The sequence below is a fragment of the Streptomyces sp. NPDC001851 genome (assembly GCF_040297165.1).
Taxonomy (GTDB): domain Bacteria; phylum Actinomycetota; class Actinomycetes; order Streptomycetales; family Streptomycetaceae; genus Streptomyces.
In genome coordinates this window covers 222,764-242,831 of sequence record NZ_JBEOYR010000013.1, presented here as the reverse complement: position 1 = coordinate 242,831, position 20,068 = coordinate 222,764, and the positions used below count along the sequence as shown (strand labels likewise).

16 protein-coding genes and 1 pseudogene are annotated in these 20,068 nt (G+C 69.6%); 3 read left to right on the top strand and 14 right to left on the bottom strand.

Features of this window, described 5'->3' with window-relative positions; genetic code table 11:
* Positions 1-24: 24 nt before the first annotated feature.
* From ABT171_RS21240 to ABT171_RS21215, 6 genes are all read right to left on the bottom strand, one after another.
* Complete coding sequence (locus ABT171_RS21240; RefSeq protein ID WP_351245984.1) at positions 25-2,469, bottom strand: GH92 family glycosyl hydrolase; 2,445 nt, start codon at positions 2,467-2,469, stop codon at positions 25-27.
* Positions 2,470-2,597: 128 nt separating this feature from the next.
* Positions 2,598-3,071 (bottom strand): hypothetical protein, encoded by a 474-nt coding sequence (locus ABT171_RS21235; protein ID WP_351245982.1) that lies wholly within the window; start codon positions 3,069-3,071, stop codon positions 2,598-2,600.
* A gap of 16 nt (positions 3,072-3,087) precedes the next feature.
* Positions 3,088-3,648, bottom strand: a complete 561-nt coding sequence (locus ABT171_RS21230) for a hypothetical protein (protein ID WP_351245980.1) — start codon at positions 3,646-3,648, stop codon at positions 3,088-3,090.
* Positions 3,649-3,716: 68 nt separating this feature from the next.
* Positions 3,717-4,031 carry a cupin gene (locus ABT171_RS21225; protein WP_503075894.1) on the bottom strand — a complete coding sequence of 105 codons (315 nt, stop codon included), beginning with the start codon at positions 4,029-4,031 and terminating at the stop codon, positions 3,717-3,719.
* 145 nt (positions 4,032-4,176) lie between these two features.
* On the bottom strand, positions 4,177-5,334 hold the full coding sequence (locus ABT171_RS21220; RefSeq protein WP_351246018.1) for a serine hydrolase domain-containing protein: 1,158 nt from the start codon (positions 5,332-5,334) through the stop codon (positions 4,177-4,179).
* A gap of 195 nt (positions 5,335-5,529) precedes the next feature.
* Complete coding sequence (locus ABT171_RS21215; protein WP_351245978.1) at positions 5,530-6,429, bottom strand: alpha/beta hydrolase; 900 nt, start codon at positions 6,427-6,429, stop codon at positions 5,530-5,532.
* Between the two features lie 96 nt (positions 6,430-6,525).
* On the opposite strand from ABT171_RS21215, the gene ABT171_RS21210 reads away from it, so the two are divergent.
* Positions 6,526-7,560, top strand: a complete 1,035-nt coding sequence (locus ABT171_RS21210) for a helix-turn-helix domain-containing protein (RefSeq protein ID WP_351245976.1) — start codon at positions 6,526-6,528, stop codon at positions 7,558-7,560.
* 343 nt (positions 7,561-7,903) lie between these two features.
* Complete coding sequence (locus ABT171_RS21205; RefSeq protein ID WP_351245974.1) at positions 7,904-9,163, top strand: hypothetical protein; 1,260 nt, start codon at positions 7,904-7,906, stop codon at positions 9,161-9,163.
* Positions 9,164-9,182: 19 nt separating this feature from the next.
* On the opposite strand, the pseudogene ABT171_RS21200 reads toward ABT171_RS21205, so the two are convergent.
* The 3 genes and pseudogenes from ABT171_RS21200 to ABT171_RS21190 form a co-directional block, all read right to left on the bottom strand.
* A pseudogene (locus tag ABT171_RS21200) lies at positions 9,183-9,421 on the bottom strand (IS5/IS1182 family transposase); the annotation flags it as partial.
* Positions 9,422-9,864: 443 nt separating this feature from the next.
* Positions 9,865-10,275, bottom strand: a complete 411-nt coding sequence (locus ABT171_RS21195) for a hypothetical protein (RefSeq protein ID WP_351245973.1) — start codon at positions 10,273-10,275, stop codon at positions 9,865-9,867.
* On the bottom strand, positions 10,268-10,903 hold the full coding sequence (locus ABT171_RS21190; protein ID WP_351245971.1) for a hypothetical protein: 636 nt from the start codon (positions 10,901-10,903) through the stop codon (positions 10,268-10,270). Before ABT171_RS21190 ends, ABT171_RS21195 begins: the two co-directional genes overlap by 8 nt.
* A 380-nt stretch (positions 10,904-11,283) precedes the next feature.
* Here ABT171_RS21190 and ABT171_RS21185 point away from each other — a divergent pair, with 380 nt between their 5' ends.
* Positions 11,284-11,457: a hypothetical protein gene (locus tag ABT171_RS21185; RefSeq protein ID WP_199840890.1), complete on the top strand. Its 174-nt coding sequence runs from the start codon at positions 11,284-11,286 to the stop codon at positions 11,455-11,457.
* A gap of 612 nt (positions 11,458-12,069) precedes the next feature.
* Here ABT171_RS21185 and ABT171_RS21180 read toward each other — a convergent pair.
* The 5 genes from ABT171_RS21180 to mreD all read right to left on the bottom strand — a co-directional run bounded on the left by ABT171_RS21180 (position 12,070) and on the right by mreD (position 20,057).
* On the bottom strand, positions 12,070-14,040 hold the full coding sequence (locus tag ABT171_RS21180) for a TIGR03960 family B12-binding radical SAM protein (RefSeq protein WP_351245969.1): 1,971 nt from the start codon (positions 14,038-14,040) through the stop codon (positions 12,070-12,072).
* Between the two features lie 70 nt (positions 14,041-14,110).
* Positions 14,111-15,688 carry a CYTH and CHAD domain-containing protein gene (locus ABT171_RS21175; protein WP_351245967.1) on the bottom strand — a complete coding sequence of 526 codons (1,578 nt, stop codon included), beginning with the start codon at positions 15,686-15,688 and terminating at the stop codon, positions 14,111-14,113.
* Between the two features lie 120 nt (positions 15,689-15,808).
* The gene (gene rodA / locus ABT171_RS21170; RefSeq protein WP_351245965.1) at positions 15,809-17,008 is read right to left on the bottom strand and encodes a rod shape-determining protein RodA; all 1,200 of its coding nucleotides are present in this window, start codon (positions 17,006-17,008) and stop codon (positions 15,809-15,811) included.
* Positions 17,005-19,263: a penicillin-binding protein 2 gene (gene mrdA / locus ABT171_RS21165; RefSeq protein ID WP_351245963.1), complete on the bottom strand. Its 2,259-nt coding sequence runs from the start codon at positions 19,261-19,263 to the stop codon at positions 17,005-17,007. The genes rodA and mrdA overlap by 4 nt, the downstream gene beginning before the upstream one ends.
* Positions 19,264-19,379: 116 nt before the next feature.
* The gene (mreD, locus tag ABT171_RS21160) at positions 19,380-20,057 is read right to left on the bottom strand and encodes a rod shape-determining protein MreD (protein ID WP_351245961.1); all 678 of its coding nucleotides are present in this window, start codon (positions 20,055-20,057) and stop codon (positions 19,380-19,382) included.
* Positions 20,058-20,068: the final 11 nt, after the last annotated feature.

Genomic DNA, 20,068 nt, shown 5'->3' with positions numbered 1-20,068 from the left:
TCTGGAAAAACACGGTGTTCCCGGTCAATGAATTCCCGTCTCCCGGTGGTGGCCGCGCGCGTGGCACCCGCCCGGACGGTGGTGCCGGCCCCGGCCGGGATGGCGGTGGCATCGTCCGGCGCGGCAGTCTCGCGATGCACAGTGGTGCCGGGACGGGGTCTGCCCGCCGCGGAAGGACGGCGGGGCGTCTCCTGCCGCGGCGCCCCAGGCCGTATCGGGGGTGTCGCTGAGCGTGTAGTCGAGGGTCCCGCCCTCGCGCACGAAGGACTCCGGGAGCCAGGCCCGGGAGGAGCTGACGCCGTTGACCTTCAAGGCGTGCACGTAGGGCGTGTCCGCGTCCGCGCCGGGCGCGTGGATTCTCATCGACCGGCCGCCGTCCCGATGCACGGTGACGGCCGGGAACAGGGGACTGGCCAGCACCAGTTCGGCCCGGGCCGGCACCTGCGGGTACATGCCGAGCGCCGACCAGACGTACCAGGACGACAGGGTGCCCAGGTCGTCGTTGCCGGCCTCGCCCCCGGGGCCGGGGCCCCACAGCGTGTTGACGGCGCGGCGGACCACGTCCTGGGTGCGATGGGGGGCGCCCGCGTAGACGTACACCCAGGGAGAGTTCAGGGACGGTTCGTTGCCCAGGAAGGCGTGCGGCTCGGCCGGCCCGGCATTCAATTCCCTGAAGAACTCGTCGAGCCGGGGGACGACCTCGTCGTCGCCGCCCATCGCCGTAAAAAGCCCGGCGAGGTCGTACGGCACCATCCACTCGTATTGGGCGGCATTGCCCTCGACATAGCCTTTCCCGTCGGCCGGGTTGAACGGCGACGGGAAGGAGCCGTCGCGGCTGCGCGGCTGAATCCAGGAACTGGCGGGGTTGAACAGGTTCCGCCAGTATTGTGCCCGCTTCATGAACGTCGTCTGCGTGCCGGTGTCCCCGAGCCGTCCGGCCAGCGCCGCGATTCCGAAGTCGGCGGTGGTGTACTCAAGGGTGGTCGACGCGTCGTCGGGCACGTATCCGAGTGACAGATAGTCGGCGAGATGGGGCCGCTCGACATGACGGGCGCCGGTTTTCTGGATCGTGGTCGCGCCCTTGACCATGGACGCCAGGGCTGCCCCGGCGTCGAAATCGGTGGCCCCGAAGGCGTAGATGCTGGCGAGGATCGAGTGGTACGGATCGCCGTTCATGACGCCCGCGAAGTCGTTGTCGACCGACCACCGGTCCCACACGTCATGGGCCTGGTGCGCCTGGTTGTACATGGACTGGGCGATGTCCGAGGCCACGTCCGGTGCGAGGAGGGCGAGCAGCTGCGCCTCACAGCGGTATATGTCCCAGCCGGAGAAATTGGCGTACTGGTGGTGGCCGTCGCGGGCTTTGTGAATCCGGCCGTCGAATCCGATGTACCGGCCGTTCACGTCGTCGAAGACATTGGGCTGGAGGAGCGAGTGGTACAGGGCCGTGTAGAAGGTCGTTCGCTGGGTGCCGGTGCCGCCGGCGACCTCTATCTGGCGCAGCCGGGCGTTCCACCGGGTCCGGGTCCTTTCGGCAACGGTGTCGAACGACGCCGGGCCCTGCTCCCGCGCCGCGTTCTCGGCGGCGCCGGCGATGCTCACATACGACAGGCCGACCCTGACGCCCACGGTCGGTGACCGGGCGGTGTCGAAGGTGACGTAGGCGCCGCCCTTGCCCGTGGCCGCGCCGACCCTCCTGGCGCCAGGGGTGACGGTGCCGTCGTGCCATGTGCCGACAGAGGCGAAGGGCTGGTCGAAGGTGGCCGAGAAGTAGACGCGGTAGCGGTTGCCGCTGCCGCAGAAGCCGCCGCCGCCGACATAGCCGGTGACCGTGCGGCGGGCCTCGTCTATGGTCGCGCGGGCGTCGGACGCGCCGCGCTGGGAGCCGGAGAGCCCGATGAGGAGCGACGCCGTGCTGCCGGCGGGGTAGGTGAAGCGGCCGGCCCCGGAGCGCTGGGTCGCGGTCAGCTCGACCTTCGTGCCGGAGGCGAGCGTGACACCGTAGTAGCCGGGCCGCGCCGACTCGGCGTCGTGCGAGAAACCGTCCAGATAGGCGTCGGGCGCGCTGGCCGGAGACTCGGCCACCGCGCCCGCGTGGGGCATGAACGGCAGGTCCTGGGCGGCCGTGCAGCCGGCGCCGGAGAGGTGCGTCAGGCTGAAGCCGCGGATCGCGTGGTCGGTGTAGTCGTACCCGCCGGGCCGGGGACTGCGGGTGTCCGGGCTCCACTGCACCATGCCGAAGGGAGCGTCGGCGCCGGGGAAGGTGTTGCCTCCGTCGTAGCTGGTACCACCGGTCTTCTTCGTGCCGACGAACGGGTTGACGTACCGGGTGAGGTCCTGCGGGATGCTGCCGGCCCCCGCGTCGGTCGCCGCCCGGACGGAGGGCGTGGCAGCGGTCGGCAGTCCGGCGGTGACGACCAGGGCCAGGAGCAACCGGCCCCATCGCCACGATCGCGCCAGCACCGGCACCGGAAGCCTCCTTCACCGAATCGATCAGCCGCCCCCGTCACCAGGAGTATCCATGGCTTCGACAGCGAGTGAGCAGGCGAATGCGGCAAATGAGGCGCGGGCGCTCCGGATCACCCCGGACCGGCGGGCTACGCCGGCGCACCGCCCCAGGTGAACCGATAGCGATTCCCGTCCCGGTCGAAGGCCAGGCCGATGCCGATGCCGGCTATGCCGCAGTGCTCCCGCAGACCCTCGATGACGGCCGCGGCGGCGACTTCCTCCTGGTAGTCCGTCAGCATGGGCACGTCCCAGTCGTCCACCCGCACCAGCAGGGCGCCGATTCCGCCGCTGAGAGCGTCCAGCTGCCCTGCCACCAGCCCGAGACCGAACGCCATCCACCTCTCGTCCCCCGAGGTGAGCCCCGGTGGCGGCTGCCACCAGACACCTGAGCCACCGACGCGGCGCGCCTCGCGCGGCGGCTCGGCCATGGGCCGGACATCGAGGGTGACGCGGGCGACGAGCCCGCACGGACCGAGGCGCCTCTTGTAGGTGTGGGTGAATGCCGCGAGTGTCCTCTGCGGGTGCGCATGAACCAGGTCAGCCGTACCGTCTGCCTCCGTCACCGGCCGTCTGCCTCCGTCACCGGCCGCCCGCCTCGGACACCCACCTGCCCGCCCTGCGGACCTCCGGCCCCTCGACGTGTGCGGCACCGGCCGTGTACAGCAGCCACAGCAGGTCAAGGGAGCCGAAGAAGGACTCCCCCCAGCTGTCCACCCAGACACGGACCTGCCCCGGCCCCACCGGCACGGCATCCCAGAATTCCCAGCCGCGGGAGTCCTCGTCCGGATCGAACCGGTAGATCCAGTTCTGCAGATCCCACGGACCTTCCGCACTCCGCCGCAGGTACGCGGCGCGCCCGTCCCGGGCGAACCCTTCCCGCACCTCACCGTCGCGGGCGGAGACCGCCGTGAACCAGCCGGGGAACGCATCCGCCGGCAGGTCCTCGTCGCCGAACTCCGCCGTACAGGCCAGGTGGAGCGCGGCGGAAAGGACATCGCGTACGCGCCGCGCGTACGCCTCGGCGACACCGTCGGCGACATCGACGGTGAAGGCGGCCAGCACCGGCGGAGCCGACTCGGCCGGGGGGCGCTGCCGTACCCGGTCCCGTTCGGCCGCGACGGTCTCCTCGCTGTGGATCACCGCCCGATCCTAATCCGCCCCCTCGGCCCGGCTCGGAGGCTGCCCAGCGGCACGGGTCACGCCACTCACTACCGGGCCTCGGTCCGCTTCTCCAGGCGGCTGCCACGTGGCAGCGTGAGGGACATGAGGTCGCCGGGGGCGTCCAACGCGATGCGGTGCCATCGCCCGCGCGGCACGATGACCGCGGTTCCCGCCGTCAGCTTGACCTCCTCCTCCCTTTCTCCCGGCTGCTCCGGGCGGAAGACGAGGCGTATGCCGCCAGTGAGGCAGGAGACGACTTCATCCGCCTCGGGGTGGACCTCCCCATGGTCCGCGTGGACGTCGGCGCCGGTCTCCCCATGGAAGGTCATCAACTGCCAGCCGTCCCGCTCGGGGTGGAACACAGGCGATGGAGGTGGCCTGCCGGTCCGGGCCTGGCCGGCCGCGCCGTGGCCGGCCCACTCGCTCGACCGCGGCGCGGCGACGGGCGGCGCCGAGCTCGGCGCTCTGCCGCTGCGGCACCTCGGCGGGCCGGATCGTCATCCCGGGCTACGGGCTCGACGGCGGAACCAGCGGGGCGTCCTCGGCGTGGACGCTTCCCCTGTCGCCCATGGCCTGCCGGTACAGGGTCGCCAGCGCGTCGTCGATGGGGTGGCGCCGCGGCTTCCCCGCGGAGTCCGGCCGGTTCCACCTGGCGAGATTCATCGCGACGGACATCTGCCGCTTGCCGTCGGCGCGGGTCAGGGACATCGTCGTGGCTCCCCAGACCGTGCCGTCGTGGCCCCAGAAGGTGCCGCAGCCCGGGATCCGGAACCTGTGCAGACCGAGGCCGTAGTCGACCATCGTCCCGTCCAGGGCGATGACCGGGACGGTGCGCTGCATCTGCGCCAGCGATGACCGGCTGACAATCTCGCCGTCGAGCAGCCTGCGGTAGAAGCGGTTGACGTCGTCCATGGTCGACACCAGACCGGCGCCGGTGGTCACCCACGACATGGTGTAGACGCTGTAGTCGCGCGGCGGGTCGATCAGGCCGTACAGCGCCTCGTACATCCGCGAGTGCGGCCCCTTGACGTGCGGCCCGGTCGGGAACTCGGTGTGCCGGAGCCCAGCGCGCTCAATGACGTTCCGGGTGATGTACTTCTCGGCCGTGGTACCGGTTACCTTCTCCAGGAGTTGGCCGAGAAGCAGGAAATTGGTGTTGGAATACGCCCCGGGAGTTTCTCCCGGCTCGCCGGCGGGAGGTGCCGTGAGCCCCATCTCGATCAGCTCAGCCGGTTCGAACTGCCTGAACCGGTTGTCGTCCAGGCTCCTGGGCGAGGTCTCCGGCGTGGAAGGGGTCTCCTGGAGGGACGGGAACGCACAGGAGATGTAGTCGGGGATGCCGCTGGTGTTGTTGAGCAGCATCCGCACCGTGATCTTCCTGCCCCGTTCTCCCGGCACCAGCTGCGGCAGATGGTCGCCGATCGGCGCGTCGAGCCGGATCCGGCCCTTCTCGACCTGCTGCAGGATCGCGGCGGCGGTGAAGGTCTTGGTGATGCTGCCGACCCGCTGCCGCATGTCGGGCCTGACGGGACGCCCGGTCCCGACATCGGCGACCCCGGAGGCGCCGCGCCATACCTGGCCGGCGTCGCGCACCTCGGCGTACACCCCCGGTATCCCCGCGCGGTGGACACCGTCCAGGGCGGCCTGCAGCTCGGCGGGGTCCAGGCCGGTTGACGGACTCGTGCTGCCGGTCGGCGCGGACCCACTCCCGTCGGGCGCGGGAACCGCCGCCACCGTGCCCGCACCTACACTCAGCGCGGCCACGCCGGCACGTACCGCCAGTCGGCTCCTCACGGCACTCGTCCTCTCTCGACCGATGCGTACAGCGGGGCAATCCCCGTGCTCTTCGACATCCACGGCTCACTCGGCCAGGGCTCGGCGCAGGACCGCGGCGAGTTCGGCGATCTGCCGCTGCGACACCTCGGCGGACAGGATCGCCTGCGAGCCGTGGAAGGTGCCGGGCCACTGGTGCAGTTCCACGGACACGCCCGCCTGGAGCAGGCGCAGCGCGTAGGTGATGTCCTCGTCGCGGTTCGGGCAGAGTTCCGCGGTGGCGAGGTAGGCGGGCGGCAGGCCGGACAGATCGGTGGCCCGCGCGGGGGCGGCGTACGGCGTGGCAGTGGCGGAGGCGAGGTAGTGCCGCCATGAGGCGGTGACCTTGTCGCGGTTCATCCAGGGTGTGCCGGTGAAGTTCCGCTGCGACCATGTCTCCTGCCGGTCGTCGAGCTGGGGCTGGTTGAGCAACTGGTAGCGGATCGGGGGGCCCTGCTGGTCACGTGCCCGCAACGCCAGCCCGGCTGCGAGGCCCGCGCCGGCGCTGTGGCCTCCGACCGCGATCCGCTCCGGGGCGATGCCGAGCTCGGCCGCGTGCTCGGCCGTCCAGTTCAGCACGGCGAAGGCGTCGTCCAGGGCGGCCGGGAACGGGTGCTCGGGGGCCAACCGGTAGCCCACCGAGATCACCACCGCGCCGGAGGCTTCCGCGATCCGGGCGGCCCACGGGTGTTCGGAGTCCAGGTCGCCCATCACGAATCCGCCGCCGTGCAGCCAGACGATGACGCCGCCGTGTGCCTGGTGCGGGTGGTAGATCCGCACCGGCACGTCGGGATCGGCCGGAACGGTGCGGTCCGCGATCTCCATACCCGCGGTGTCCGCCGGCGGCAGCCTGGCCGCCAAGCCGGCGAAGCTCTTGCGCTCGGTGACCGGGTCGGTCAGATCGACTCGGGGGAACAGGGGGATGAATGCTTCGAGTTCGGGATCCATGCCGGCCATCCTGACGGGCGCCACCGCCTGGGATCATCCGCCAACTGTCGGGCATCCCACCCGCGTTGCGCACCGATCGGCGCCTATCCTCCTGACATGGAGGCACTGGCCGAACGACTGTCACAACTGGACGCGCAAGTCGAAGGCGCGATCCGGGTGGTCATGTTCTACGACACGCTGATGCGTCGACGGGTGGATCTCCCGGCGCTCGCCCGGGCCTCGGCGGGCCTGGCGGAGTGCGTGGCCGGGATCAGGCTGCACGGCACGGGGCAGTCGATCCGCATGTCGCCCGATGGCAGGGAAGCGCCCGCCCCGCGGCACCCCGTGTCCGCCACCACGCCGATCACCCTCGACGAGGAGGAGATCGGCACGGTGTGGCTGGAGCGGCCCGGTCCGCCCGTCCCGCTCGATGATGTGCTGCTGGACCGGCTCGCCATCGCCGCGGCGGCGGTCGTCGAGCGGTACGGCCCGGCCCGCACCACCATGGCCGACCCCGCCCTCGTCGAACTGGTGATCAGCGCGGACAGTGACGAGGCGGCCAGGGCTCGGGCGCTGCGGCTCCTGGGCTTCGCCGCCGACCTGCCGGTCCACGTCGTCGCCGTACGGTCCCCGCTTCCCCTCGACCAGGTCGGCCGCCTGCTCTGCCCGACCCGCCCGGTGAAGGCGGCACCACTCGCCGACGTGGGCGTCATCCTCGCGACCACCGTGGACCGGGCCCGGGTGCCGGCAGGAGTGCGCGCGGGCATCGGCGCCGCCGAAAGCCCCGACCGGTCCTGGCGGGAAGCCCGCACCGCCCTCCGCTTCACCACCGCACGCCGGCCAGTCGTCCACCACGACGCCCTGGGGGCGCTGGCCCTCCTCGCACAGCTACCCCGGAACGCCGCGCGAGACAACGCCGACGTGGCCGCGATCGCCCGCATCGCCGGCAACCCGGCAGATCTGGAGACCCTCGACGCCTACTGCGCGGCCGGCTCCCTGCGCCGGGCCGCCGACCTCCTCCACCTGCACCACAGCAGCGTCGCCCGCCGACTCGAACAGATCGGAAAGACCCTGGCCATCGACCTCACCGAGCCCGCCGGACTGCTACGGGCCGCACTCGCCCTCACCGCATGGCGGCTGCTGAGCGACTGAGCCGCTCCGGCTGTGCTTTGCCGGGCGCCACCGACCTGCGACGACGACACAGCGGGCCAGGCAATGGGTCTGCTCGGCGACCGGACCGTTCGCCGCAGGTCGCAGGCATACCCCGGGGCCGTCGATCGTCGGGTTCACATGAAGTGAGCAAAACATGGAGGCCATGTGAAATACGGCCAACCTGGTGGCCGCTTGCATGCGCGTAGACCTCGCGTGACGCCGAGGCCCCGGCGGTGTCCGCCTGCCGTGTCGTGCCAGGCGTAAATGACTGAAAATTGAACTAATGGTCGACGGGCGCACTACGGTTTGCGGCGGTTGCTGTTCCACCGAGAGGAAACCCCTCATGACCGCCGCCGACAGCGCACCGATCACGGCCCGCATCCTCACCGGCTACCGCCCGGAGGAGGGCTTCGTGGCCGTGGAGCTGAACCCGCCCCCCGCCGAATACGTCTGGCACGACGAAGACGCCGAGCAGCAAGAGGAGCGGTACGGCCCGGGCGTGGGATACCACCAGTGGTTGGCCATCGACGCGCAGAGCGGTGCGGTCTGGTTCGGGGACGTCGACTGGCGGGCCTCGCGCGAGCACCTGGAGCGCCAGCTCCCCGGTGTCCCGCGCAGCGCACTCGGCGACGGGACGCTGCCGGCCCCCGGCGTTCTCGTGTACCTGCTGACCCACCTCGCGCACGACGAGCAGCGCGGCTACTCCTGGCGCTTCTTCACCGCCGAGGAGTTGCATGCGCTCGCGTTGCGCATACTCCCCGCCGTACAGCGGCTCGTGGACTCGATACACCGTACGGGACCGGCCGGCGAACTGGAGTGGTCCGCCGAGGCCGCCACCGCCTGGGACGACATCGAGCAGGCCGCCACCTACACCTTCGCTCCCTCCGGAGCGGTCGTCTGGCCCAGGCTCCGGATGAGCCCCGTCCCCGCGTGGCGGGTCGAGGTCGGCGCGTTCCTCGCGAGCAACCCCGACCTGTGCGACCCGTCCTGGGGAGTGGCCACCGACGCGGAACTGGAGGCCTACGCCGACTACCGGCCCGACTCGGGCTACGGCGGTGTCCCGGGGCGGATGTGCCGCCCCGGCGACCGGCAGATCGAGGACGGTTTCACCTTCTATGGCCACCGAGCCGCCCTGTACGCCTACCGCGCCCGGGCGTGCGGCGACCGTTCCCCGACGGAGGCCCGCACCTGGCTGGAGACAACAGAGGCCGGCAGGGGCACCTGGGAGGCGGCCAAGCCCCCCGGAGCCACGCTCGCCGATGTGCCGGACTGTGTGCTGGCGGCCTTGGCCGAACGCTTCCAGAGAGCCGCGCACGAGGAGGGATTGGTCCTGACGGGCCTGTCCGCCTATCTGCAGCGGTTGCGCGCCGACGAACGGGCCTCCGTCGACCGGCAGCTTATCTACGAAGGCGAGGAGGTCGAACGTCTCGAAAGCATGCTCAGGGACTTCCGCGCCGCGCGGAACCGCACCGTGACCCGGATACTGGCGTGGGCCGACGGCCGCGACGACGCGGAGATAGCCCGCCTGGCCTCCCTCTCCCATGACTACGTCCGTGACTGGCGGGCCCGCCTGACCACCGAACAGACCACGGCGACGCCTTAGGGCCTGTGTGATGTTGTGATCAGGTAGTTGCCCTCAGAAGGTCGTTGATCCAGTTCATCGAGGCACGGAGGTGGAGGCCGGCGAGGTAGCTCTCGGGCAGTCGTATCGAGTCGCGATTCCCCGCCATGCCTTCAACTTGTTGATGAGCCGCTCAACGGTGTTCCGCTCCTTGTAAAGATCGCCGTCGTGACACGTGGGACGGCCGCCCCGGCGGCCTTTCCTCTTCCGGTTGGCGGCCTGGTCCTTCAGCTTGGGAAGCTGCGGGCATTGCGGCGGGTTGGGGCGCTGACCTGTGCGAACGGCCATGGCGCGGGGAGAGACCTGCCAGCGCTGGCCGCGCACTGATTACGGCACTGCCGCTGGAGCAGGCGCCCGCTTTCCAAGTCCGTTGGTGCCTTGTTGGGTGACGTACAGGGCCGTTCACCTGCGTTCATGGGCGGACGAGCCCCGAGGCGATCGTCTGATGCCGTATGTGGTGGTCTGGTGACCAAGTCGGGCAGGCTTGAGGCTTCTGGCGTGGCACGGTCAAGAGGGGGATTCGGGTCCTAGCTCTGACGGGGCGTGGCTTGTGTCCGTATGCGTCGCGTCTTCGGATACGGCAACGTCCACCGCTGTTGCCGTCAAGAACTGCCGTCAAGGGAAGCCAACGCCACGGCCGGCGCGCATGGGCGTTTTGGGGCGGCAGAGAACAGGCGAGCCCGTCATTGGGCAGGGGGTGAACCTCTAAGCTGTGAGATTTCGTTGAGAGTCGACCCCGCCGCCTTAAGATCCGACTTGTCCCCCTTGCGCGTGATGAACAGTTTCAGAATCACGAACACGCTCGGACTGAGCATTACACCAGCCATCCAGGGGTCATGCTCAACCCCGAAGAATATTGCACCCCCTACTGAAGCTGCCGCGATAACAAACGCGCAAACCATACCCGCAACATCGAGGCGGTTACGATTCTCTTCCTGCTTCATTCGGTATTCGTGATTTCTCCGCTCGTGCGCATCCCAGAAGTTCAACGCCACTTTGAGATGCGCCGCGGGAAGATTCGACCACGCATTCATGGATGCGAAGACGTCTTCAGAGCGAGAGGGGAGGAGGTTTTCGCCATCTTGCTCAGGCACGACCCCTCCAAGAAACTCCCGCCCCGGAGTCGGGCGCATCTCCCCCGCTATTGTCACGCGATTCAGCTATCCCTGGAGGGGGAGGTCCGATGAGATGGAAAACTTCCAAAACACTCGACGCCGCGTACTCCACGGCCTTGTGGGTCTCAGAAGAGTCGGGATCTATTCGCGCACCCCCGAGCATGTCACTAAGCGCCTCGATACCGGCTTGAACTTCCTCGCCCTCAATCTGCGCCTCCACCACCTCTAGGCGCTCCCAGTAGCCCTGCGCATCAACGTTGACGAAATTAGCGTACTCGCGTCTAATTTTCGCTACATCCAGCGCCTTTTCAGATTGCAGAATGCGCACGCGCCGATAGACCGAGTCGAATTCATCAAGCGCATCATACCCATCGCCCGCGCGTATCCGATTTCGCCGCCTCCCCCATACCGGATCAAACAACCAAAACAGAACTGCAGCCAAAGCCAACATCGCCGCGAAAATGGAGAATGGCAGCACCCCGAACTTACCAAGTACGACTATGGCGGAAAGCCAGGATGCACCGAAGGCAGAGAACGTCCGCAATCTTCGCGCCATATAGGTAAGACTGTCCCTGGCCATCAGAACTCGGTCAGGACGGTTGATCATCCCCCCCTCCAATCCGTAGCGCCCGCCTGAGAGTACTGCGCTCGAGTGGATTGCGGGACGGGATCGCGCAAGGACGTGCTCGGCTTCTGCATGGGGGTACGTGCTTCACCGGAGACGGCGCAGTCGGCGGGGCTGCACGTCCCCGGCTGAGCTGCCACTGACATCGTTCCGATCCCCTCACGCGAAGCGGGCCGTCCATTGCGACAGGTGCCGCCGCCACGAAGGCATCGAGGCGATCATCCAGGTGGGAGCGGATCCGGAACCCCTCCGCGTCGGGCCCGGGGGGACCTCGGCCGCCCCTTGCCAACGCGGCCCACAAGGGTGGCTTCATCCTTTGCCTCAAGGGGCACACGGCCAGTGAGACCCACGGAGGTACCGAGATGAGCGCCGGAGAACGGGCCAAGGCAAAGGCCGAACAGATCGTCGGAAAGACCGTGCGGACGGCGGCCCACGCGATGCACAAGGAAACCCTCGCGGCGAAAGGTGCCGCTCTCGAAGCGCGAGGCAAGATGCGGGGCACGAAGGAACAGACCAAGGGCTCCTTCAAGCGCTGAGCGCGCCGCCGGAGGCTTGGACCCGTCCCAGGAACGGCTGAAGGCCCAGGGAGAGGGAAACAACCTCTTGCCCGGGCCTTCGGCGTTCAGCGCGGGCGGCAATCGAACCCGCGTTGCTGGTTTGGAAGATCGCGTATGTGGGCCGGCTCTGAGCTGGCGATTCGCTGACCTGCGGTCTCCCGGATCTCTCTCCGGTGTTCCTCGCTACTCTCCGGGCTTGCCAGGGTCAGGGTGTCAACGCGCCCCTCCCAGCCCATTGTGGCCTGTTCATGCGGTCGGCGAGATGTTGGGCCCCGCCGTCTTCTCGCCCCGACTGGGTCGCCGACAGTGGTGGCATCACCGGACGAACCGAACGCCAACGAGCCCCCTTTCGATCAGGCAAGGGGGCTCGCGGGGTCAGGCAGAGTCGCGCACCCGGAATGGGCCTCAGACCCACTCCACCTCGGAGACGATGGCGGGGTACTTCTGGGGCCCGGCAGCGGCGTCCGCTAGGACGTCAGCGGCAGGGACAGGCGAGGGACCGAAGCGCCGACCGCAGCCAGTGCAGCCGCCACCTCGTCCTCGCTCACCCCCGCCAGTGCCTCAATCACCCGATCGAGTGCCTCGCTCACCTCAGTGCGTGTGACCGCTCGAAGCCGGCGTCGGACCTGCGTTCTTGACCGTCAGAGGAAGCAACTTCTTGCCGGTCGGGCCGATTTGTATCCGAGTGTCCATCTGGGGGCAGACGCCGCAGTCGAAGCACGGGGTCCAGCGGCAGTCCTCGACCTCTGTTTCGTCGAGGGCGTCCTGCCAGTCCTCCCAGAGCCAGTCCTTGTCCAGGCCGGAGTCGAGGTGGTCCCAGGGGAGGACCTCCTCGTAGGTGCGTTCGCGGGTGGTGTACCAGTCGACGTCCACGCCGTAGGGGGCGAGGGCCTTGTCGGCGCAGGCCATCCAGCGGTCGTAGGAGAAGTGCTCGCGCCAGCCGTCGAAGCGGCCGCCGTCGTCGTACACCGCGCGGATCACCGCGCCGATGCGGCGGTCGCCGCGGGAGAGGAGGCCCTCGACGATGCCCGGCTTGCCGTCGTGGTAGCGGAAGCCGATCGAGCGGCCGTACTTCTTGTCGCCGCGGATCTTGTCGCGGAGCTTGGCCAGGCGGGCGTCGGTCTCCTCCGCGGAGAGCTGCGGGGCCCACTGGAAGGGGGTGTGCGGCTTGGGGACGAAGCCGCCGATCGAGACCGTGCAGCGGATGTCGTTCGAGCCGGAGACCTCGCGGCCCTTCTGGATGACGTGTGTCGCCATGTCGGCGATCTGCAGGACGTCGTCGTCGGTCTCCGTGGGCAGGCCGCACATGAAGTACAGCTTCACCTGGCGCCAGCCGTTGCCGTAGGCCGTGGCGACGGTGCGGATGAGGTCCTCCTCGGACACCATCTTGTTGATGACCTTGCGCATGCGCTCCGAGCCGCCCTCGGGGGCGAAGGTCAGGCCGGAGCGGCGGCCGTTGCGCGTCAGCTCGTTCGCGAGGTCGACGTTGAAGGCGTCCACGCGCGTGGAGGGGAGGGACAGGCCGATCTTGTCGTCCTCGTAGCGGTCCGCCAGGCCCTTGGCGATGTCGCCGATCTCGGAGTGGTCCGCCGAGGAGAGGGAGAGGAGGCCTACCTCCTCGAAGCCCGTCGCCTTCAGGCCCTTGTCGACCATCTCTCCGATGCCCGTGATCGAGCGCTCGCGGACCGGGCGGGTGATCATGCCGGCCTGGCAGAAGCGGCACCCGCGCGTGCAGCCGCGGAAGATCTCCACGGACATGCGCTCGTGGACCGTCTCGGCCAGGGGGACGAGGGGCTGCTTCGGGTACGGCCACTCGTCCAGGTCCATGACCGTGTGCTTGGAGACGCGCCAGGGGACGCCCGACTTGTTCGGGACCACGCGGGCGATACGGCCGTCGGGGAGGTACTCGACGTCGTAGAACGCCGGGACGTACACCCCGCCCGTCTTCGCCAGGCGGAAGAGGACCTCCTCGCGGCCGCCGGGGCGGCCCTCGGCCTTCCACTCGCGGATGATCCGGGTCATGTCGAGCACGGCCTGCTCGCCGTCGCCGATGATCGCCGCGTCGATGAAGTCGGCGATCGGCTCGGGGTTGAAGGCCGCGTGGCCGCCGGCCAGGACGATCGGGTCGTCGATCGTGCGGTCCTTCGACTCCAGGGGAATCCCGGCGAGGTCCAGGGCCGTGAGCATGTTCGTGTAGCCCAGCTCCGTGGAGAAGGACAGGCCGAACACGTCGAAGGCCTTCACCGGGCGGTGGGTGTCCACCGTGAACTGCGGGACCCGGTGCTCGCGCATCAGCGCCTCCAGGTCCGGCCACACGCTGTAGGTGCGCTCGGCGAGGACGCCCTCCTGCTCGTTGAGGACCTCGTAGAGGATCATGACGCCCTGGTTGGGCAGACCCACCTCGTACGCGTCCGGGTACATGAGTGCCCAGCGGACGTCGCACTCGTCCCACGGCTTGACCGTGGAGTTGAGCTCTCCGCCGACGTACTGGATGGGCTTCTGCACGTGCGGGAGCAGTGCTTCAAGCTGCGGGAACACCGACTCGGCGGCTTCGGCAGGCATCTCGCGAACCTTCGTGAGCTGACAGGGGTGACCATCAAGCGTAACCCGACCGGCGGCCTCCCCCGTACGCTCAGCCGGAGGCCGCGGACCTGATCTCCGTCCACAGTCCGGGCAGCTCCGCCTCGGCCCGCGCGGCCCGGGCCTCCTCCCGCCCGTACAGCACCCCGTACGTGAACGCGCTCTCCCCCGCCGCGTGTGCCACCGCGGACAGCTCGCGCAGGGTCAGCCGGGTCATGACGCTGTCCTGGTGGTCGCCGAGGAGCGTGGTCAGGGACTTCATGGCCTTCGTCAGGGAGCCGGCCGGTTTCCCGAGGGCCGGGGTGGCCGCCTCGGCCGCGTACCGGGTGCGCTTGGCCTTCTTACGTGCCTCGTGCACGGCGATGTCGCGTTCCTCGCCGGGCGGGGCGGCGATCGCCTGCTCGACCAGGGCGGACAGGGTCGCGAGGTCCTCGTCCACGGCCTTGGCGAGGACCTTCTCCGGCTGCTTCCCGGCGGCCTTGCGCAGGGGTGGGTCGGTGAGCAGGGCGTCCAGGGTTTCCAGCAGGGCCAGGTAGCGGCGGGAGTCCAGGACACCGGTGACACGGGAGTGTGCCCCGCCGTGCCGGTTCTCGGCCCAGGAGGTGAGGCGTGCGTGGACCGGGCCGGTGACCAGGTCCGGCGGGAGGGCGTCGAGGCCGGCCCGCAGGCGTTCGGCCAGCACCTCCTGGTCCCGGTCGAGGCCCAGCTCGCCCGCGAGCCACTTCAGCTCGGCCCCCACGGGGTCGGTGACGGCGCGGTCGAGGACGGAGCGGAAGCTGCGCAGGGTGCTGCGGGCCCGGCGGGTGGCGACCCGCATGCGGTGCACGGAGTCGGGCACGTCCCGGCGGACGGCGGGGTCCAGCTCGACCAGTGCGTCCCGCTGGGCGCGCAGATAGGCGAGGACGTGATCGCCGGCCGTCTCCGGCGGCGCGGGCTGCTTGCTCTTTCCGCGCCGGCGTCCTGGGGCCTGCCCTGGGGCGGCCTGCCGCGTGGGGTTCTGTTCCTTGCCGGCCTGCCGCGTGGCGGTCTGTTCCGTGGCGGTCTGTTCCAGGGCGCGGGCGAGCTTGGACGGTGAGGCCGAGGGGCGCAACCCGGCCTTGCGCAGCCGTTTCTCCACCAGGTCGAGGAAGGCGGGGTCGCCGTCGTCGGCCAGTTCCACCTCGATCTCGGTCCACTGGGCCGCGCCGCCCCCGCCGGTGAGCCGCTCGGCGGTCACGGCGTCGACACTCGCCTCGGCCAGCAGGGTGCCGTCGGCGTCGACGAGGTGGCGTACGTCTCGGGCGGAGCGCAGCCGGACCAGGGGGATCAGCTCGGCGTTCCGGACCCGGGAGCGGACGAGGGCGGCGATCTCTTCGGGGACCGTGTCGGAGAGCGGGGCGCGGATCTCGTCCCGCACCCCGGGAGCGACGGGGAACTTCAGATGCCAGCCGGCGTCCGAGCCTCCGGTGCGGCGGCGCAGGGTGAGCGCGGCGGCGGCCAGACGCTCGTCTGCGGTGTCGTAGTAGGTGGCGTCGAGTTCCATCAGGCCCTTGTCCAGGACGGCCGCCACGCCGCCGACGCCGGTGAGGTCGGGCAGGCCGCCGTCGTCGGACTCGTACTTGCGCTCGATCTCGCGCTTCTCATCCGCCATGAACTGAATCTAGTGGGCTGCGGGGCGACGCGGCAGGGGTCATTCCGGGTGCATGGCCGGGAAACGCCCGTCATCCACCCGGTCGGACACCGTCGAGGTCGCGGCCGAACCGCCGGAGGCCTACGCCGACATCGGTCTCTGTACCTTGATCGACTGCAGCAGTCCCACGGCCACCCAGACCGCGAACATCGACGAGCCGCCGTAGGACACGAACGGCAGGGGCAGGCCGGTGACCGGCATGATGCCGAGGGTCATGCCGATGTTCTCGAAGGACTGGAAGGCGAACCAGGCGACGATCCCGGCGGCCACGATCGTCCCGTACAGCTCGGTGGAGTCACGGGCGATGCGGCAGGCGCGCCAGAGGACCACGCCGAGCAGGAAGATGATGAAGCCCGCGCCGAGGAAGCCCAGCTCTTCCCCCGCGACCGTGAAGACGAAGTCCGTCTGCTGCTCGGGCACGAACTGGCCGGTGGTCTGCGAGCCGTGGAAGAGGCCGGCGCCGGTCAGGCCGCCGGAGCCGATGGCGATACGGGCCTGGTTGGTGTTGTAGCCGACGCCCGCGGGGTCCAGGTCCGGGTTGGCGAAGGCGGCGAAGCGGTTGATCTGGTACTCGTCCAGGATGTGCAGCTGCCAGATGGCGACACAGCCCATCACACCGGCGATGAGCAGGCCGAAGATCCAGCGGTTGGAGGCGCCGGAGGCGAGCAGCACGCCCAGGATGATGGACACCATGGCCAGGACCGTGCCGAGGTCGGGCATGAGCAGCACGATCAGGATCGGCACGGCCGCCAGGCCGAGTGACTGCACGACCGTGCGGTGGTCGGGGTACGGCTTGTCCCCGGCGTCGACCCGGGCCGCCAGTATCATCGCCATGCCCAGGATGATCGTGATCTTCACGAACTCGGCGGGCTGGAGCGAGAAGCCGCCGCCGAACACGATCCAGTTGCGGCTGCCGTTGATGGTGGCGCCGAGCGGGGTGAGCACCAGCAGCACCCCGAACAGCGAGATGCCGTAGAGGATCGGCACGGCGTTGCGCAGGGCGCGGTGGCCGAGCCAGATCGTGCCGATCATCAGGGCGAGCCCGATGCCGAGGTTCATCAGGTGCCGGATCAGGAAGTAGTACGGGTCGCCCTGGTTGATCTCGGTGCGGTTGCGGGTCGCGGAGTACACCAGCAGGGAGCCGAGCAGGGACAGCCCGGTGGCCGCGAACAGGATCGGCCAGTCGAGCCGGCGGGCGAGCGAGTCGCGGGCGAAGATCCTGGTCCAGCCGGCCCGCTCGGGCCCGTACCCGGAGACGGAGAAGCCGTTCGCGCCGGTCATGAGGGCATCCTCCGGCTTCCCCCCGCGCGAGTCCCGCGTGGCCGTCTGCGGGTGTTGCGGTTGCGGGTGGTGGGCGAGGGCGAGGTGGCGGGCTGCTGGTCGTCCCCGTTGCTGGGGTTGTCCTGCTGGGCCTTCTCGGCGTCCTCGGCGGGGTCGCCGGTGACCTTGGGGGTGATGATCGTGCCGTCCTTGCGGACCTTCGGCAGGCCCTTCTGCGGCGTGGGCAGCAGCGCCTTCTTCGTGTCGATGGAGCCGTCGCCCTGGACGCCGTAGAGCGCGCTGTAGATGTTGCGCACGGCCTCACCGGCGGAACCGGAACCGGTACCGGCCTGGGAGATCGTCATGATCACCGAGTAGTCCTTGGAGTACGTGGCCAGCCAGCCTGTGGTCTGCTTGCCGTAGACCTCCGCCGTACCGGTCTTGCCGTGCAGCGGGATCTTGTTCTGCGGCCAGCCGCCGAACTTCCACGCGGCGGTACCTCGGGTGATGACGCCCGCGAAGGCGTCGTCCATGCCCTTGAGGGTGGCCTGGCTGACGGGCAGCTTGCGCTGCACCCTGGGCTTGATCTCCTGGACGGTCCTGCCGTCGGCGCTGATGATCGCCTTGCCGATGGTCGGGTAGTACTCGGTGCCGCCGTTGGCGACCGCGCCGTAGATCATCGCCTCCTGGATCGGCGTGACGAGGGTGTCGCCCTGGCCGATGGAGTAGTTGATCTCGTCACCCTCGCGCATCTTGTTGCCTTCGAGGCAGTTCTCGTAGGCGATCTTCTCGACGTAGGAGCCGTCCTTCTTGCCGCTCTTGCACCAGGCGTCCTTGTTGGCCTTCCAGTAGTCGAGCTTCCACTGGCGGTCGGGGACACGGCCGCTGACCTCGTTGGGGAGGTCGATGCCGGTCTCCTTGCCGAGGCCGAACTGGTGGGCGGTCTTGAAGAAGTAGTCCTTCGGCTGGCCCTTCCTGGGGTTGATGCCTCCGTCCCTCTTCCACTCCCTGTCGGCGAGGCCGTAGAAGACGGTGTCGCAGGAGACCTCCAGGGCGCGGCCGAGGGAGATGTCGCCGAAGTTCTCGCCCTCGAAGTTCTTGAAGACCTGGCCGCCGACGGAGTAGGAGCTGGTGCAGGGGTAGCCGCCGTCCCAGGCGTAGCCGGCGTTGACCGCGGCGGCCGTGGAGACCACCTTGAAGGTGGAGCCGGGTGCGGCCTGACCCTGTATGGCCCGGTTGAGCAGCGGGTAGTCGGAGTCCTTGCCGGTGAGGGCCTTGTAGTCCTTGGCGGAGATGCCGCCCACCCACACGTTCGGGTCGTAGGTCGGTGCCGAGGCCATCGCGACGATGCGGCCGGTCTTGGCCTCCATGACGATGACGGCGCCGGAGTCGGCCTTGTAGTTCTCGCCGGTGATCTTGTCGTACTGCGTGCGGGCGGCCTTCATCGCCTTGTCCAGTTCGTACTCGGCGACGCGCTGCACGCGGGAGTCGATGCTGGTGACCAGGTTCGAACCGGGCTCGGCGGCGTCCGACTTGGCCTTGCCGATGACCCGGCCGAGGTTGTCCACCTCGTAGCGGGTGACGCCGGCCTTGCCGCGCAGCTCCTTGTCGTACTGCCGCTCCAGGCCGGAGCGGCCGACCATGTCGGAGCGCAGATAGGGCGAGTCGGTGTCCTTGGCCTTCTGGATCTCGGCGTCGGTGACGGGCGAGAGATAGCCGAGCACCTGCGCGGTGTTGGCCTTGCCCGGCCCCGGGTAGCGCCGCACGGCCTCGGGCTCGGCGGTGATGCCGGGGAAGTCCTCGGAGCGCTCGCGGATCTGCAGGGCCTGCTTGGGCGTGGCCTCGTCGGTGATCGGGATCGGCTGGTACGGCGAGCCGTTCCAGCACGGCTGGGGGGTCTTGGCGTCGCACAGCCGGACCTTCTGGATGACCTCCGCGGGCTTTATGCCGAGGATGCCGGCCAGCTTGGTCAGGACCGCCTTGCCGTCGTCCTTCTGCTTGAGCAGGTCGGTGCGGGAGGCGGAGACGACCAGGCGGGTCTCGTTGTCGGCGAGGGGCACGCCGCGGGCGTCCAGGATGTCGCCGCGCACGGCGGGGTCGACGACCTGCTGGACGTGGTTGCCGGAGGCCTCCTTCTGGTACTGGGCGCCCTGGCGGATCTGCAGGTACCAGAGCCGGCCGCCGAGCGTGCCGAGGAGGGAGAGGACGAGGATCTGGATCACGACGAGCCGGATCTGGACCCGTGGGGTCCGGCCGGTCTCGGGGATGTTGGTCACTGCGGCTGTCTCCCCCTCTCAGTGCGCACAGGCGAGTACGCGTACGAATGATGAACGACCGGCCGGTGAGCCGCCGTTCCGTGAAAGCTGACCCGTTCGAGTGAACTCGTGGGCACTCACAGCCGCTTGACCCCCTTGATCCGGCTGACCCGCGCGGAGCGGGTGCGGGCCTTGGCCTTCAGCGCGCCCAGGCCGCCGCGCTGGCTGCCGATGCGCAGGCCGGTGCCGGAGGAGAGCCAGCCGGCGGAGATGTCGCCGGACTTGGTGGCCGGGCCGGTCTCGGCGAGCGGGTCGTTGTCGGAGCGGCGGGCCAGCCACATGATCGCTGGGACCACGAACGGGGCGAGCAGCAGGTCGTACAGGGCCGCCGAGAACAGCAGTCCGGGCAGGCCGACATGGCGGGCGGCGGTGTCCCCGACCAGCGCGCCGACGCCCGCGTACAGCAGGGTGGAGCCGATGGCGGCGGCGACCACGACGGCCATCGGGCCGCTCGCCGACTTCAGGCGGCCGTTCTCCGGCCTGATGAGCCCGGCGAAGTAGCCGGTGACGCACAGCACGAGGGCGTAGCGGCCGGCCGCGTGGTCGGCGGGCGGGGCGAGGTCGGCGAGCAGGCCGGCGCCGAAGCCGACGAGGGCGCCGCCGACATGGCCGTAGACCATGGCGAGGCCGAGGACGGTGAGCAGCAGCAGGTCGGGGACGGCGCCCGGCAGGTGCAGGCGGGCGAGGACGCTCACCTGGATCACCAGGGCCACGACGACCAGCGCGGAGGAGAGCAGGATCCGGTTGACACGCATGGGGATTCAGC